The sequence below is a fragment of the Mycobacterium sp. E2238 genome (assembly GCF_001672665.1).
Taxonomy (GTDB): domain Bacteria; phylum Actinomycetota; class Actinomycetes; order Mycobacteriales; family Mycobacteriaceae; genus Mycobacterium.
This window is the reverse complement of the sequence record NZ_LZKF01000170.1, coordinates 1-14,325: the sequence shown is the minus strand read 5'-3', so window position 1 is coordinate 14,325 and position 14,325 is coordinate 1. Positions and strand designations below refer to the sequence as shown.

17 protein-coding genes are annotated in these 14,325 nt (G+C 67.5%); 6 read left to right on the top strand and 11 right to left on the bottom strand.

The features are described from left to right. Positions 1-49: 49 nt before the first annotated feature. Positions 50-1,024 carry an LLM class flavin-dependent oxidoreductase gene (locus A5711_RS15395; RefSeq protein WP_067947921.1) on the top strand — a complete coding sequence of 325 codons (975 nt, stop codon included), beginning with the start codon at positions 50-52 and terminating at the stop codon, positions 1,022-1,024. Position 1,025: 1 nt separating this feature from the next. Here A5711_RS15395 and A5711_RS15390 read toward each other — a convergent pair whose 3' ends face one another. Then, positions 1,026-1,811: a spirocyclase AveC family protein gene (locus A5711_RS15390; RefSeq protein ID WP_067947919.1), complete on the bottom strand. Its 786-nt coding sequence runs from the start codon at positions 1,809-1,811 to the stop codon at positions 1,026-1,028. Between the two features lie 190 nt (positions 1,812-2,001). Here A5711_RS15390 and A5711_RS15385 point away from each other — a divergent pair, with 190 nt between their 5' ends. Then, on the top strand, positions 2,002-2,655 hold the full coding sequence (locus A5711_RS15385; protein WP_067947917.1) for a TetR/AcrR family transcriptional regulator: 654 nt from the start codon (positions 2,002-2,004) through the stop codon (positions 2,653-2,655). 16 nt (positions 2,656-2,671) lie between these two features. Further along, the gene (locus tag A5711_RS15380; RefSeq protein WP_067947915.1) at positions 2,672-3,874 is read left to right on the top strand and encodes a cytochrome P450; all 1,203 of its coding nucleotides are present in this window, start codon (positions 2,672-2,674) and stop codon (positions 3,872-3,874) included. Between the two features lie 85 nt (positions 3,875-3,959). On the opposite strand, the gene A5711_RS15375 is transcribed toward A5711_RS15380, so the two are convergent. From A5711_RS15375 to A5711_RS15350, 6 genes are all read right to left on the bottom strand, one after another. Further along, complete coding sequence (locus A5711_RS15375) at positions 3,960-4,949, bottom strand: alpha/beta fold hydrolase (RefSeq protein ID WP_067947913.1); 990 nt, start codon at positions 4,947-4,949, stop codon at positions 3,960-3,962. A gap of 55 nt (positions 4,950-5,004) precedes the next feature. Continuing rightward, positions 5,005-5,499 carry a lipoprotein LpqH gene (locus A5711_RS15370; protein ID WP_067947911.1) on the bottom strand — a complete coding sequence of 165 codons (495 nt, stop codon included), beginning with the start codon at positions 5,497-5,499 and terminating at the stop codon, positions 5,005-5,007. 84 nt (positions 5,500-5,583) lie between these two features. Beyond that, positions 5,584-6,315, bottom strand: coding sequence for a hypothetical protein (locus tag A5711_RS15365; protein WP_067947986.1), 732 nt, complete (start codon positions 6,313-6,315; stop codon positions 5,584-5,586). Continuing rightward, positions 6,315-7,187, bottom strand: coding sequence for an LLM class F420-dependent oxidoreductase (locus tag A5711_RS15360; protein ID WP_067947909.1), 873 nt, complete (start codon positions 7,185-7,187; stop codon positions 6,315-6,317). Before A5711_RS15360 ends, A5711_RS15365 begins: the two co-directional genes overlap by 1 nt. Beyond that, positions 7,184-7,966 (bottom strand): SDR family NAD(P)-dependent oxidoreductase, encoded by a 783-nt coding sequence (locus A5711_RS15355; RefSeq protein ID WP_067947907.1) that lies wholly within the window; start codon positions 7,964-7,966, stop codon positions 7,184-7,186. The genes A5711_RS15360 and A5711_RS15355 overlap by 4 nt, the downstream gene beginning before the upstream one ends. A gap of 7 nt (positions 7,967-7,973) precedes the next feature. After that, positions 7,974-8,771, bottom strand: a complete 798-nt coding sequence (locus A5711_RS15350; RefSeq protein ID WP_067947904.1) for an alpha/beta hydrolase — start codon at positions 8,769-8,771, stop codon at positions 7,974-7,976. 133 nt (positions 8,772-8,904) lie between these two features. On the opposite strand from A5711_RS15350, the gene A5711_RS26360 reads away from it, so the two are divergent. Beyond that, positions 8,905-9,762: a hypothetical protein gene (locus tag A5711_RS26360; RefSeq protein WP_231987485.1), complete on the top strand. Its 858-nt coding sequence runs from the start codon at positions 8,905-8,907 to the stop codon at positions 9,760-9,762. Between the two features lie 3 nt (positions 9,763-9,765). On the opposite strand, the gene A5711_RS15340 is transcribed toward A5711_RS26360, so the two are convergent. Then, positions 9,766-10,620: a sulfurtransferase gene (locus A5711_RS15340; RefSeq protein WP_067947902.1), complete on the bottom strand. Its 855-nt coding sequence runs from the start codon at positions 10,618-10,620 to the stop codon at positions 9,766-9,768. 84 nt (positions 10,621-10,704) lie between these two features. Here A5711_RS15340 and A5711_RS15335 point away from each other — a divergent pair, with 84 nt between their 5' ends. After that, on the top strand, positions 10,705-11,199 hold the full coding sequence (locus A5711_RS15335; protein WP_231987484.1) for a hypothetical protein: 495 nt from the start codon (positions 10,705-10,707) through the stop codon (positions 11,197-11,199). 15 nt (positions 11,200-11,214) lie between these two features. Beyond that, a complete protein-coding gene (locus tag A5711_RS15330; RefSeq protein WP_067947900.1) occupies positions 11,215-11,646 on the top strand; it encodes a hypothetical protein in 432 nt (143 codons plus the stop codon). On the opposite strand, the gene A5711_RS15325 is transcribed toward A5711_RS15330, so the two are convergent. From A5711_RS15325 to A5711_RS15315, 3 genes are all read right to left on the bottom strand, one after another. Further along, positions 11,643-12,788, bottom strand: coding sequence for a glycosyltransferase (locus tag A5711_RS15325; RefSeq protein ID WP_067947897.1), 1,146 nt, complete (start codon positions 12,786-12,788; stop codon positions 11,643-11,645). The genes A5711_RS15330 and A5711_RS15325 overlap by 4 nt on opposite strands. An 85-nt stretch (positions 12,789-12,873) precedes the next feature. Then, positions 12,874-13,662 (bottom strand): acetolactate decarboxylase, encoded by a 789-nt coding sequence (gene budA / locus A5711_RS15320; RefSeq protein WP_067947894.1) that lies wholly within the window; start codon positions 13,660-13,662, stop codon positions 12,874-12,876. A gap of 4 nt (positions 13,663-13,666) precedes the next feature. Next, a partial coding sequence (locus A5711_RS15315; RefSeq protein WP_231987483.1) for a thiamine pyrophosphate-dependent enzyme occupies positions 13,667-14,325 on the bottom strand: 659 nt, incomplete at its 5' end.

The following is a 14,325-nucleotide window of genomic DNA, read 5'->3' as shown; positions in this document are numbered from 1 at the left end:
CTGAAGGTGTAACGTGCAGCACAAAGATTAGGTCTCCTAGGAGTCTGCCGTGTACACACTGCGTTTCGACATGCGCGATCCTGAATGGGCAGCGCCCCCAACCGATCTGTACTCCGCGGCACCCGAAATGTGCGCCTGGGCCGAGGAACACGGCGGTTTGGCGGCCGTGCTTTGTGAGCACCACGGGTCCGAGGACGGCTACCTGCCGTCACCGCTCTTGCTGGCCTCAGCGGTGGCCGCGCGAACGCAGCGTCTGGCGCTGAGCCTGATCCTGATTCTTCCGTTCTACGAAACCGTGCGTCTCGCCGAGGACATGGCGGTCCTCGACATCATCAGCAACGGGCGGGCGTCCTACATCCTGGCTTTGGGCTATCGGCCCGAGGAGTTCGAGCACTTCGGAGTGCCGATCAAGACGCGTGGCCGCGTCTGCGACGAGAAACTCGCGCTGTTGCGGCGACTGCTTGCCGGTGAGACCGTCGTCGAGGACGGACGGCGGATCACCATGACACCGCGCCCGCTGACTCCCGGCGGGCCGGGACTGATGTGGGGCGGCGGAACGTTGGCGGCGGCCCGCCGGGCCGGCAGGTACGGCCTGGGCATGCTGGGCAACGCCAACGCACCAGGCATGCAGGAGGCCTACGAGGAGGCCTGCCGCGAGCACGGCCATCAGCCCGGGCCCACCTTCTTTCCCGACCGCGACACGCCCTCGGTCGTCTTCGTCGCCGACGACGTGGATCAGGCGTGGAAAGAGATCGGCGAGCATCTGCTGCACGATGTGCGCACCTACGCCGCCTGGAACCCCGGGGACGAGACCACGGCCGGCTTCAGCCACGTCAACACCGTCGACGAACTGCGCGAGACGGGATCGTCGCACATCATTATCTCTGTGCCAGAGGCTGTTTCGCGGGTCCGCGCCGGCCAGGTGCTCAACCTGTCACCGTTGTGCGGCGGCCTGCCGCCGGACGTCGCGTGGCCTTATCTAGAGCGCGTCGGCGAGGTCGTGCTGCCGCAGGCTCTTGGGTGAACTACTTGGGTTGATTCGGCACGCCCGGGAACAACTGCTCCGTCGGGCCCGCGGTCACCCAGCCGCCCAGCTTTGTGACGAGGTGTGGTGCGAAAACCGCGCCATAGAGGATGTTTCCGACGACAATCACAGCGACGACGGACAGCAGCGACGAGCCCAGGCGGCTCTTCGACCTGTTCTCGGCCCACATCTCGATGACGTTTCGTCCTTGCGGGTCGGTGCGGCCCAGGAGATAGGTGAAGACCATCATCTGGATCGCCATCGCGAGGGAGTCGTACAGCGGGTATTGATGCACGGTGCCCTCGCGGATCGCCAGTCCGGGAATCACGCGGCCGTAGTAGAACACGCCGAGCTTGGCGCCCAGGAACCCGTTGAAGAACAGCGCCCAGCAGAAGCCGACGACAAGACCGACCACCAACAGCGTTGGGGGCCTTCGCCATCCGAACCGTCCGCTCAACCATCGCCCGAGCGCCGTGCCGGTAACGGCCGGCAGCACGAAGTAGGAGATGTAGCCGACGGGAACGAACAACGGCAGTCCGCCCCACGTCACGTTCAGCGGCCACCACGCCGGCATGCGGGGGATGGCCGGCGGGAACTGTGCGTACATCGCCCAGTCGTAGGGCGCCTCGATCCACGAAAACGAGATCGCCGAGATGCACAGCAGCAGGAGGGGGTGGAGGCGGCGGCGCCGAACGCTGAGGTACACGCCGAGGGCGGTGAACCCGATACCCCCGATCAGCGCGAAGTCACTGGCTGCCTGCATCACGGGCGTCATCTGGGAGCTCACCGGTCGTGGCCTTGAGTCCGGCGTGCCTGCGGGTCAAAGCGCAGCACCAGCCCGAATATCAGGACGATCAGCCCGAACAACGTGCCCAGCATGATGACGGCGCCCACGGTCGCACCCCTTCCAACGCTCGACTGATTAGATAGTGCACACTATCCTAAAGGCAGTCAACCGTCGGATCAGGAGCGAAACTGTGCCCCAGCGGCCACCCACCAAGCGCAGCCCACCGGCGGCGACGACTCGCCGCCCCCGTGGTGCCCCGCGGGGGCTGCTCCTCGACGCCGCGCGGGCGCGCTTCGCCCGCCAGGACTACCGCAGCACGACCACGCGTGAAATCGCCCAGGCCGCAGGCGTTACCGAGCATCTGTTGTTTCGGCATTTCGGTTCGAAGGCGGCACTGTTTCGCGAGGCGCTCGTCCAACCGTTCACCGACTTCGTCGCCGAGTTCGGCCGGACCTGGCAATCGGTGGTGCCCGAGGAGACCGGCGAGCAAGAGCTGGCCCGGCATTTCGTCGGACAGCTCTACGACGTGTTCGTCGAACACCAGGGCCTGCTGCTGACGCTGATGGCGTCGGAGGCACTCAGCGAGGAGGAGAAGGCCGACGCCGGCATCGCCGAGATCAGGCAGGCGATCACGGCGCTCGGGGAGATCAGCGCGGAGGGCATGCATTTGCGGGGACTGCGGTCGGACCATCCCGACCTGCCCGCTCACTCGACGGTGGCGATGGTCGCGGGCATGGCCGCGTTGCGCTCCACCTACTTCGGCGCCAAGCCGCCATCTCGAGAGGTCATCGTCGAAGAACTCACCCAGGCGATCCTGCACGGCTTCCTACACCGAAACGACTGAGCGAAGGGACTGACAAATGGCAGGCACCAGCACGATCGACTTGTACTACGACCCGTTCGACTCCGACATCGACGACAACCCGTACCCGGTGTGGAAGCGCATGCGCGAAGAGGCGCCGCTGTACTACAACGAGAAGTACAACTTCTACGCGCTGAGCCGCTACGACGACGTGGCGCGCGAACTGCCGAACTGGCAGACGTACCGATCCGGCCGCGGAACCACGGCCGACATCTTGTTCGCCAATATCGAAGTGCCGCCGGGCATTCTGTTGTTCGAAGACCCGCCGCTACACGACCTGCACCGCCGCCTGCTGTCCCGGGTCTTCACGCCGCGCCGGATGCTGGCTGTGGAGGACCTGGTGCGTGGGTTCTGTGTTCGGGAGCTGGATCCGCTGGTCGGTTCCGGCGGCTTCGACTTCATCGCCGATCTCGGGGCGATGATGCCGATGCGGACCATCGGTTATTTGTTGGGTATTCCCGAGCAGGATCAGGCCAAGATCCGCGATCGCGGCGGGGCTTACATCGAGTTGTCCGAGGAGCGCGACCCGGCCGCGGTGAACGCGAAGCTGTTCGAGGAGAGCATCGTCGTGTTCGCCGAGTACATCGAATGGCGGGCCAATCACCCGTCCGACGACCTGATGACCGACCTGTTGCGGGCCGAGATCGAGGAACCGGACGGCACCCGGCGGCCGTTGTCGCGGACCGAGGTGCTGGCCTACACCGCCATGATCGCCGGCGCCGGGAACGAGACCACGGCCCGGCTGATCGGCTTCATGGGACAACTGCTGTCCGACCACCCGGATCAGCGCCGGGAACTGGTTGCCGACCCGTCCCTGATCCCCGGCGCCGTCGAGGAGACGCTGCGCTACGAGCCGCCGTCACCGGTGCAGGCCCGCTACGTGGCGCAGGACGCCGAGCTCTACGGTCGCGTCGTGCCCGAGGGCTCATACATGTTGCTGCTCAACGGTTCTGCCAATCGGGATGATCGCCGCTTCACGGATCCGGACCGCTACGACATCCACCGCGGTGGCGGCCACCTGAGTTTCGGGCAGGGCCTGCACTTCTGCCTGGGCTCCGCGCTGGCCCGGATGGAAGGCCGCGTGGCCCTCGAAGAGGTCCTCAAGCGCTGGCCCGACTGGGAAGTCGACTACGCCAGCGCCCAGCGGGCGCATACCGCGAGCGTCCGCGGGTGGGCGCGCCTGCCCGTCGCCACCGGCTGACGCAACCGGCCCTGATCGCTTCGTGCGTCACGCCAGCGTGGCGCTTGGGCTCGACCGTCACGCTGGCGTGACGCTCGGCGCAAGGCTAGGGCGCGCTTTGGTCCACCAAGACCGCGCCGTCGGGCTGATTGCCGAGCGTCTGCAGCGGGATGTCCCCGCCCTGGGCCGTGAGCCGGACGATCTCGGCCAGTTGGCCGGGCGCGTCGCATTGCAGGTAGTGGTCGGCACCGGGCACCACCCAGTAGCGGTTGCGGCCGGGCTTGTTCTTCAGATACATCTGCCAGACATGATTGGGCACGCGCAGCGGCGCGACGTTGTCGTGCAGCCCCCACACCACGGTGGTGTTGACCGGCCTCTTGGAAAGTGCCTCCAGCCAACCTGTTTCGTCAGCGGCACGCTCGTGCAGGTACTGGATGGTGTCGGGCAGCACGCGGATTCCGTCGTTGTGGGCAAAGCACTTCGCCAGCGCGGCGATCTCCGGGTCGTCCAGCGTTCGCCTTGGCATGAAGGTGCTGGCCCCCAGGCCGGCCGCCAGCAGCTCCGGCGTCGTCGCCTCCGCGGTGGGCCGGCCGGTCGCGGGGTCGAGCAGCGCGGTCTGGAACGCGGTGAGGTTGGACAGCGGCAGGTAGATGTTGGCGTTCGTCACGATGAGGTCGACGGGCACGACCGGCGGATCGAGGGCGGCCAGCATCTCCATTGCGATCATGCCGACGCTGCTGCCGCGGTCGTGGGTGAGCATGCGGTATTCGCTCAGGTTCCACACCTGGGTGATCGCGTAGACCAGCAGCCGCGCGTCGTCGTAGAGCGAATAGACGTACGGCTCGGCCGGCTTGTCGGACAGGCCGTAACCGGGGAAGTCCAGCAGGTAGATGTCGAACTCGGAACCCAATTCGCCGGCCAGGGCGAAAAAGTCGATGCTCGACGTCGGGAAGCCGTGCACCAGGACCAGGGCGGGGGCGCCGGGCGTGCCGCAGCGGCGACTGAACACCGCGACTTCGTGCCCGCCGTTGGCGGCGGTCGTTGACCGCCAATGCAGTTCAGTGCCGCCGGTTTGCCACTGCGCGAAGATGTCCAAGCTGCCAGCATCGCAGAGCTGGTCGCGGTGGACAACCACTCCCGCGGCGCCGCGGTCACGGGCAGGTGACGTGCACCCCGAAAGTCACCGGGCGCGTGCCGCTTTGGCCGGGCGTCGTCGCCTGGCCGGTCCCGGTCACCGTGTAGCTCTTGCCCTGCTTGGTTGCCTGGACCTGGGAGGCCGAATTGGTCGACTGGTAGGGCAGTTGGTACTGACCGTTGGCCAGCGTGAGAGAAATTGCGAATCCGTCCACCATGGGCGGCTTCTCGTCGGACAGGGCCAGCGACACCGACGCCGTGTCGTCGTGCACGGTGATGCGGGTGGTCAAATCCCCGGATTCGGGTGGGGACGCGTTCGGTTGCGCCGCCGAACTGGCGCAGTTGACCCCCGTGGTCATCGTGTGTTTGTTCCCGTCGATCATGACGGTCGTGGTCACGGCAACCGGACTCGAACTCGGGGTGGACGCCGGCTGGCCGCCCTTGCCCGAACAGCCGGACAAACCAGCCGCCAGCACGATCCCGGCGGCCGCCAGCACATACCGATTCGTCATCTCACCTCCTTCGTCAGCGAGGACAATAGGTTCCCTTCGTTTCGGGAAGGTCTCATTTCTCTGGCGGCCAGTCAACCGCGGGGTTTACCGCCAGGCTTCCCACCCGACCATGCTGCGCAGCGGTCCGGCGAAGATGGGCCGTACCGCCTCCGATCGCCACCGCTCTTCGATGACGGGGGCCAGGGCGCGGGTCGTGGTCAGCGGGTCGTCGTCGAGGTAGACGACGGTGATGTATTGGTGGTCCGTTCGCCAGCCCTGCGGTAGGTGGCTCCAGCCCGCGCTGGAACCGAAGGTCCAGACGCCGGCCGTGCCCGGCACGCCGAGCAGCGCCGGGTGGTGCTCGGCATGCAACCACTGCAGCCACTCATCCGGGCGGCGCCCGCCGACGGGTTCTTCGACGATCAGCACGATGCCGCGGTGCGGCCGGAACGGCACCACCTCGGCGGAGACCAGCGCCTGCGGGGCGCTCTGCCACTGCAGCAAGCGCAGGCCGGCGACTTGCAGGGACGACCGGACGACGGGAAACCGGCCGTTTTCGCGCAGCGCGCGGCCGAGGGTGACGAAGTCGTCGAAGGTCTGCTCGACGGGGTCGCTCACCAGATAGTGCACCGCGTTGCCGACCTCACCCAGCGGGCCGTGGGCCGCCAGCCGGTGCTGGGGATAGTCGCCGTCGGCGATCCAGCGCAGCCCGTGCACGATGCCGGGAAGTTGATACTGCTCCGGCATGTGATCCAGCAGGTGCCAGCGCAGATAGCTGCCGTCGTCGTCGGCCGGCGCGGCGGCGGTGAGGCTGAATATGCCTGCCCTGACGCGGATCACGCGGCGCCGCCGGGGGAGTGTAGCTCGGCGAGCGCCTGCAGGTTGTCCAGGTAATGCTGCAGCGAGGTGTGGCGGAAGACGGCGGGCACGATGGTGGCGCCGTGCGCGGCGGCCTCGCCGATGGCGTCGCGGGTCTGTTCCGGTTCGTTGATCGGGTCCAGCGCTGTCGACGGTGGCAGGACGACCTCGAACCCGGATCGAAGATCGAAGCGGCGCAACCAGTTCCGCGCCTGGGACAGCGTCACGTTGAAGGGTGCCCAACCGTCGGCCAGGGTCGCGGCGCGGCGCAGCGACCGCAGCGTCCGGCCGCCGATCCAGATCGGGACGCGGTCCTGCACCGCGCACGGGTCGACGACCATGCCGTCGAACGAGTAAAACTCGCCGTGGTAGGCGGGTTCGGGCACGGATAGCGAGGCGCGCAGCGCCTTGAGGGCGTCGTCACCCCGCGGTCCGCGGTCGTCGAAGGGTGCGCCGACGAGCTCGAATTCCTCTTTGAGGCTGCCGACGCCGACGCCGAGGATGAGCCGGCCGCCGCTGACCTTGTCCAGCGTGCCGTAGCGTTTGGCGATCTCGAGCGGATGGTGGTACCCGAGCACCAGCACATTGGTGGCCAACCGAATTCGTTGAGTGCGGGCGGCCAGGTAGCCGAAGGTGGCCAGCGGATCCCAATAGCGGGTACCGCGCCGGAGCGTCTCGGCCGCGGGCAGGGCGATGTGTTCGCTGCAGGTCAGATGGTGGTAGCCGAGCCGATCCGCGGCCTCGGCGATCCGCGCCAGATCGTCGATGGAAGCGTCTTGCTCCCAGTCGCCGCTGGTCTTCGGAAACATCGTCACCACAGGCGTGGCCACCGAGAGGCGTGGGGCGCTCATCCCTGCATGTACCCTCCGGCGTCGACGGGGATGGATTGGCCGGTGATGGTGCGGCTTTCGTCGCTGGCCAGGAACAATGCCAGGTTGGCGACGTCTTCGGGTGTGGAAATATCCTGCAGGGCAACGCCGTTGACGGTTTTGGCCCGCTGAGTGGCGAAATCGATTCCCCGCTCGTCGGCCGTGCGTTGCACCCATCGCCGCCACAGCTCGGTATCGATGGCCCCGGGCACGATGCAGTTGCACCGGATGCCGTAGGGCCCGACCTCCAGCGCGACGGTCTTGGTGAACGCCCGAAGCGATGCCTTGGCGGTGACGTAGTGGGTCTTGCGGACGATGCCGGAATAGCCTGCCGTGGAAGAGAAGTTGAGGATGACGCCGCGGCGGCGCGCCAGCATCGACTGGTTGAGCACTTCCCGGGTGCACAGCATCGCCGCGGTGACGTCGATGGCGATCGTGGCGTTCCAGTTGTCCAGGGTCTGCTCCCAGATCCAGCGGTCTTCTCCGGGCGCGGCGGCGTTGTTGCACAGGATGTCGACCTCGCCGAACTCGGCGACGGCTCGCGCCACCATGGCCGCGACGTCATCTTCGTCGGTGACATCCGCGCGCATCGCGATGGCTCCGGGCCCCGCGGCGCGGGCGGCCTCGCGTACCAGCTCTTCGCGTCGCGCGGCCAGCAGCACCTTGGCGCCCTCTCGGACGAACAGCGCGCCCAGCACGGGCCCCAGCCCGGTGCTGGCCCCGGTGATGATCGCGACCTTGCCGTCGAGCCGTCCCGTCATCGCGCAGTCATCTTGCGGGCACGCACGTTTCGAGCCAGGCGTGGATTCTCTCGGCGACGGCGCGCCACCCGGGGTCGAGCATCATGTCGTGGCTCATCTTAGGGAAGATTTCCGCTTCGGTGTCGTAGGCGGCCGCGGTCGCCCGGACTTCTCGCGTCGTGAAGCACACGTCGTCTTCGGCTCCCAACACCAACAGCGGTGTGCTCACCAGGTGTGGCCTGGGTCTGTCGAGCCACAACATGTCGAGCGCGATCTTGAGGGCGTACTCCTCGCAGAGTTCGGCGGTATAGCGCGCCACGTCGGCTCCAGAGTGCGACTGCGAGAAGAAGGTCTCGCGGGCCAATTCCGGTGTGCCGCCGACACCGCGCAGCGACCTGGTCCTTGCCAGGCCGGTGGCGGTGTACCACGGGTGCCGCTTGAACCTGCGCGCCAAGAATCCGCGGATGCCGTTCGGGGGTACCGACGCCAGCAGCACGGCCGCCGCAGCGTCGTGCGACTCCAGGTACTTCTGGACGACGAAGCCGCCCATCGAATGGCCGACTATCACCGGTGGTTCGGGCAAGCCGTCCGCGACCGTGGCGACGTCGGCGACGAAGTCCGCGATCGAACAGAACCGCATCGACTTCAGAGCCGGGCTCTTTCCGTGACCGCGAAGGCTCAGCGCCAACGCGCGGTGGCCCTTGTCCGCGAAGAAGTCCAGGAAATGCTCGTCCCAACACCAGGCGCCGTGCCACGCGCCGTGGACGAATAGTACCGGCGGCTTGTGGGATTCGCGGGGCGGCGTCCTTTCGATAACTTCGAGCATGAACGTGCTCCTCTGTGGCGCGCCCCCGGGTTGCCTGCAACGCCGCTGAGACTAACCCCGGTCCGCGCGCGAAGGGCCGGAATCAGCAAAGCCGCCGTGTCCGGCCGCGGTCAACGTGGCGTTTACTGGTGCGGTGGGTGTCGCGGGTGACGGCGAAGGGCGCACGCTGGTGCTGTCGGCCTTTCCGGCCGAAGCAGACGCGGTGCTATCGCACACGACGCTCGATCCCGAACCGGTGGTGATCGTCGACCGTCGGCACTTCTACCTCGGCTCGATCGCCGGCAAGAAGGTGATCGTGGCGATGACAGGGATCGGATTGGTGAACGCCGTCGACACCACCGAGGCTGCCCTGGCCCGCCTCGAGATTGGCGCGGTGGTGTTTTCGGGTGTCGCCGGCGGGGCGGCGCGCACCAGCATCGCGGACGTGGCCGTACCTGCGCGCTGGACATTGGACGACGGCACGACGTTTCGCCCGGTTGATCCGGGCATGCTGGCCGCGGCCGAGAAACTCTCCGTCGCATTGGAAAGCGTCACCCGGAGGATCGATCTGGGACGCCGGCCGCGAATCGTCGTCGGTGGCGACGGTTGCAGTTGGGACAACAACAACGGCGTGGCGTTTCCCTGTATCCCGAACGGCGGCGACGTTTTCGGCTGCCAGCCCCGCCGCGCGCCCGACCGGTCGCTGCGGTACACGGGCAATTTCCGGCAGGCGGCCGGTCGCTGGCTCAGAAGCGCTCTGATCAGCAATCTGAACATCGTCTCGACGTCGGACCCGGCCTTCGATGCGACCGACATGGAGACCGCGGCGGCGCAGGCCGTCGCCGATGCGCACGGTGTCCCGTTCCTGGGCATTCGGGGGATTACGGACGGGCCGGGCGATCCGCTTCACCTGCCGGGCTTTCCGTTTCAGTTCTTCTGCTACAAGCGGATCGCGGCGAATAACGCCGCCCGGGTGACCGCCGCCTTCCTGCAGAGCTGGGGCGGTGTGTGACCGTTACTCGGGACCGCGGGTGACGGGGCGGGCGGGGTCCGAACACCACTCGGACCACGAACCGGGAAACAGCGCCGCCTCCCGACCACGCGCCGCGAGCGCGGCGATCGTGACGCTGGCGGTCACGCCCGACCCGCAGTAGGCGCCCAACGGGCCGGCGTGGTCGACGCCGCGTTCGGCCAGAAGCTGATCGAGCGCGTCGACGCCGACGAAGGTGCCGTCGGCCGCCAGGACGGCGGTGCTGGGCAGGTTCGTGGCGCCGGGGATGTGCCCGGCGGCGGGGTCGAGCGGTTCGACCTCCCCGCGGAAGCGTTCGGGCGCACGCGCGTCGAGCAACGTGACGGCGCCGTCACCGGCGTCCTCGACGGTCAGGGTGGGTCGGCCTCCGGCATACAGATCATTGTGCGGCACAGTCACATTCCCGGGCTGCGGTGTCACCTCCCCGGTTTGGAGGCTGCACCCGGCCGATCGCCAGGCGGCCAGGCCGCCGTCGAGGATGCGGACGTCGGGCAGGCCGGCCGCCGTCAACACCCACCAGGCGCGCGCCGAACCTGCGCGATTCCAGTCGTCGTAAACCACCACCGGCACGTCGTCCCGGATTCCCCACCGGCGGGCTGCGACCTGGAGATCGCTTCCCGAAGGTAGCGGGTGACGGCCGCGTCCGGCGATCGTGTGATCGCTGAGTTCGTCTTCGAGGGACGCGTACACCGCGCCCGGTAGGTGGCCGTCCAGGTAGGCCGGCCGCCCGTCGGGCTCGTCGAGGCGCCACCGCACGTCGAGGATGGTTACCGGATCACCGGACTCCAGGAGGCCCGCCAACTCCGCGACAGTGATCAACACCTGGTTCCGGGCTCTCACCGATTCACCTCCCTGATCGTCAGCACAGAGCCTAGCGGCCGCGCAAAGTCGTTTCTCATCAGCAAACGGTGGCGTAGCGTCGGGGTGAGCGGCAAGCAGATGGAGCAGGTCGTGGCGCGCATTGATATTTTGTTCAGCGGTTGTCTGGCAGCCGCGTTGGCTCTGGTGACGGCCGTGCCCGCGGAAGCGACACCAAACACCCAGTGCGCGTTGACGACACCGGTCCGAGAAGTGCAGCACCTGTCCCAACTGCCGCCCGAGCTGACCAAGCTTCTGCCGCCCATCGCCGACATCGGCGCGCCGTTCAACGCGACCGACGCTGTCAGCGATCCGACGTTGCCGTTCCGCCGGCTGATTCGCGCCGGCAATCGCGACGCCGACTGGTTCGTCTGGTACGAACACGGCGGCGTCGGTTACTTCTGGCAGGCGGTGATTGCGCGCGTCGCGCCGGGCAGCGACGTAAAGGTATTGGCCAACGCCGGAACGATTTCCGACACCCTGTGCAAGCTCACCGATGGCGCCCTCGCCGGCGTGGTTCCGCCGTATCCGCCCGGATCGTGGGCTGCCTCCGACTTTTGAGGAGTTCAGCGGCAAATGAGCACCCCCGAGCAATCGCAGACCCGTACCCGCATGTTCGCCCGCGTGCTGGGGCCCTACCTCACGATCGTGCCGATCACCGTCGCCGTCCGCGGCTCGTACATGCGGGAGCTGTTCACGGAGTTCAAGGCAAATCCCATGTGGCCCTGGCTTTATGGGGCGATTCTGCTGATGGGCGGGATCTTCATCATCGCGTTTCACCAGTATTGGCGCAGCCTGGCGGCCGTCATTGTGTCGGGTGTGGGCTGGTTTTTCGTGATCCGCGGCGTGCTGTTGTTGACCGTGCCCCGCGCCTACGACGCGGCCGGAGATGCGATCTACACCTCGGGCATGTCCGCGGCGATCTGGGTGTTGTTCGGTTGCCTCGCCTCCGCCGGGCTGTACCTGACGTACGTCGGCTGGAAGCCGGAGCGTTCCGGGGATAGTTAAGCCGTGTGCTCGGCGTCGTCGGGGTCATCGTGCAGTGCCGGCGCCCCCAATGTGGCCAGCATGCCCGTCGCCGCCCGGTGCCAGGTGAAGTCCTCGGCACGGCGTCGTGCGGAGACTCGGCGATGGTGCTCGGGGCGGCTGGTGATGGCGCTGACCGCCCGCGCGATGGCGGCCGGGTGGTTGTCCGCCGAAGCGCCGCTGTCCGCGGTGATGATCTCGGTCAACGCCGAGGTGCGCGAAACCACCGCCGGTGTCCCGCAGGCCAGCGACTCCAGCGCGGCCAGCCCGAAGGTCTCGTGCGGCCCGGGCGCCAGCGTCACGTCGGCCGACGCCAGCAGCCCGGCCACCGTGTATCGATCGGAGACGAAACCGGTGAAGTCCACCGGTAGGCGCGCGGCCTGCCGCTCCAGCCTGGCCCGCAACGGCCCCTCGCCGACGACGACGAGCCGGGCATCGACCCCGGCGTGGCGTAACTCGCCAATCGCGTCGATGCTGCGGTCGACCCGCTTTTCCACCGACAGCCGGCCGCAATGGACCACCAACAGCTGGGCCGGGTCGGCCCAGCGCCGCCGCACCAGGTACGAGTGCCGGCGCGGGTGGAAGGTCTGCAGATCCACGCCCAGCGGGACCGTCACGGTATTCGTCGCGCCGATGCGGTCGAATTCCTCGCGCGCGAAACCGGTGGTGCACACCACCGTGTCGTAATCGGCCGCGGTGCGCGCGTTGGCCAGGTCGGCGAATTTCACCGCGGCGCGGCGCGGAAGGATTTGTCCCACAAGCCGATCCAGCCGTTCGTGGGAAATCATGACCGTCGTGGCGCCGTGGTCGCGCCCCCATCGCCCCAGTGACCGCAGCGTCAACCGGTCGGAGACCTCTAGGGCGTCGGGCCGCAACGCCTCCAGTAGCGCCTTGACCGGCCCGGGCAGCACCGCGCGATAGCCGCCGGTGAGGGGAATCAGCCGGGCGGGCAGGGTGATTCGCACCACACCGGTGTGCAGTCGGCTGCGTTCGGCGCGTTGGCCGGGAACGATCAGGAACACCTCGTGCCCGCCGGCGCAATATTCGGCGCCCAGCCGGTCCACCGCGGTGCGAAGGCCGCCGGAGCGAGGGCCATAGAAGTTGGCGACCTGTACAACGCGCATAACGTGAGGACACGCGGTGCGCGTGTGCATTCAACAATGTGGACTTGGCGCTGACCTGAACAGTCCATGAATTCCGCCGAACCGGCTAGCCCTTGGGGCCCTCGGCTTTGTTGATCCGTTCGTCGACGTCGGCGCCGGAAAGCCGCGCGCCGAGGAAGTCGCCGGAGGTCGGGAGGCTCAGATGCAGCTGCGAAGCCCCACTGACCGCGACCTCTCCGCGTTCGAGTGTGAAATCGAGGATGTGGCCCCCGCCGGTGCGTTCGCTGTTGAGGAAGTGCAGGTGATAACCGGCGACCGAGATGCCCTGCTCGAAGTCGGGCGTGCGGAATCCGACCACCGTGCCCGACACGTCGGTGAACACGGTCTCGGCCTGCTCTTCGGTGGCCTCGGTCAGCGGCGGGTAGGGCGGCTGCTGCGCCATCACGGTGCGGGTGTGCAGTTCGGCGAAGTGCCCGGTGATCCGGATCGCATAAATCAGGTTGGCGCTTTTGATTTCACGGTCGATCGCGGCTGTCACATCAGCGCGGCCGGTGCGGGCCTGGATCGCGATCTCGAAGTCGCTGTGGAACCGGGTGACCGCCGCGAAGGGGCTGCGATCGGTCGGCGCGGCCCGGCTGGCGGTGCCGTCGGCGCGCAACCGGTAACAGACGCCGTCGAGAACGACCATCTCGCCGTCGAGGTGGTTGAAGGTGCCCAGGCCGAAGTCGCCGTGGCGCAGGATCTCGGCAACGGTGACGTCGCCGTCGTACACGCCCTCGAGCAGCGCGCTGATCGTCGAGAACTGATACACCTCGGCATCATCCGCGCGTTGGTGGGTGAGAAGCGTTGTCGCCCAACGGCGGAAGCGCTCGTAGGCGCCGATATGTGTGTCCATGGTCCTATTCGAAGGGGTCGTCGTGCAGCTGTGCGGCAAGGTCGGTGTTCCGGCTGTAGTCCACGGGCACGTCGATCAGAGACGGCCCGTCCTCGGCCAACGCCTGGCGCAGGGCGGTGGTGAACTCGTCCAACGTGTTGACCCGGTAGCCGCGGGCGCCGAAGGCCGCCGCGTAGGACACCAGGTCGTAGTCGCTCAGTTCGACACCCGATTTTCGGTCGTACTTGAGGAGTTCCTGGAAGCCGACCATGTCATAACTGTTGTCCCGGAAGACGATGTGGGTGAACGTCAGCCCCAGGTGGGCAGCGGTGGCGAGTTCCTGGGCGGAGAACAGGAACCCGCCGTCGCCGGAGACGGACACCACGGGCGTTCCGGGCCGCACCAGGCAGGCGGCCATCGCCCAGGGCAGCGCCACGCCCAAGGTCTGTTGCCCGTTGGAGAACAGCAGCCGCCGCGGCTCATAGACGCGGAGATGCCGGGCCAGGTAGATGTAGACCGAGCCGACATCGCAGGTAATGGTAGCGGTGTCGTCGAGTTCTTCACGCAGCCGCAGCACGACGGCGACGGGGTTGAGGCCCGGGCCCCCGGGCGTGGCGCTACCGGCGGTGATATCGATGTCGCTCAACGCTTTTCGCTGTACGGCGATCTCGCCCTGGTAGTCGT

Coding starts and splice junctions, on each gene's coding strand:
- A5711_RS15355 (WP_067947907.1), bottom strand. CDS start 7,966: ATGACGGGACGGCTCGACGGCAAGGTCGCGATCATCACCGGGGCCAGC.
- A5711_RS15350 (WP_067947904.1), bottom strand. CDS start 8,771: ATGCTCGAAGTTATCGAAAGGACGCCGCCCCGCGAATCCCACAAGCCG.
- A5711_RS15330 (WP_067947900.1), top strand. CDS start 11,215: ATGAGCACCCCCGAGCAATCGCAGACCCGTACCCGCATGTTCGCCCGC.
- A5711_RS15370 (WP_067947911.1), bottom strand. CDS start 5,499: ATGACGAATCGGTATGTGCTGGCGGCCGCCGGGATCGTGCTGGCGGCT.
- A5711_RS15380 (WP_067947915.1), top strand. CDS start 2,672: ATGGCAGGCACCAGCACGATCGACTTGTACTACGACCCGTTCGACTCC.
- A5711_RS15360 (WP_067947909.1), bottom strand. CDS start 7,187: ATGAGCGCCCCACGCCTCTCGGTGGCCACGCCTGTGGTGACGATGTTT.
- A5711_RS15325 (WP_067947897.1), bottom strand. CDS start 12,788: ATGCGCGTTGTACAGGTCGCCAACTTCTATGGCCCTCGCTCCGGCGGC.
- budA (WP_067947894.1), bottom strand. CDS start 13,662: ATGGACACACATATCGGCGCCTACGAGCGCTTCCGCCGTTGGGCGACA.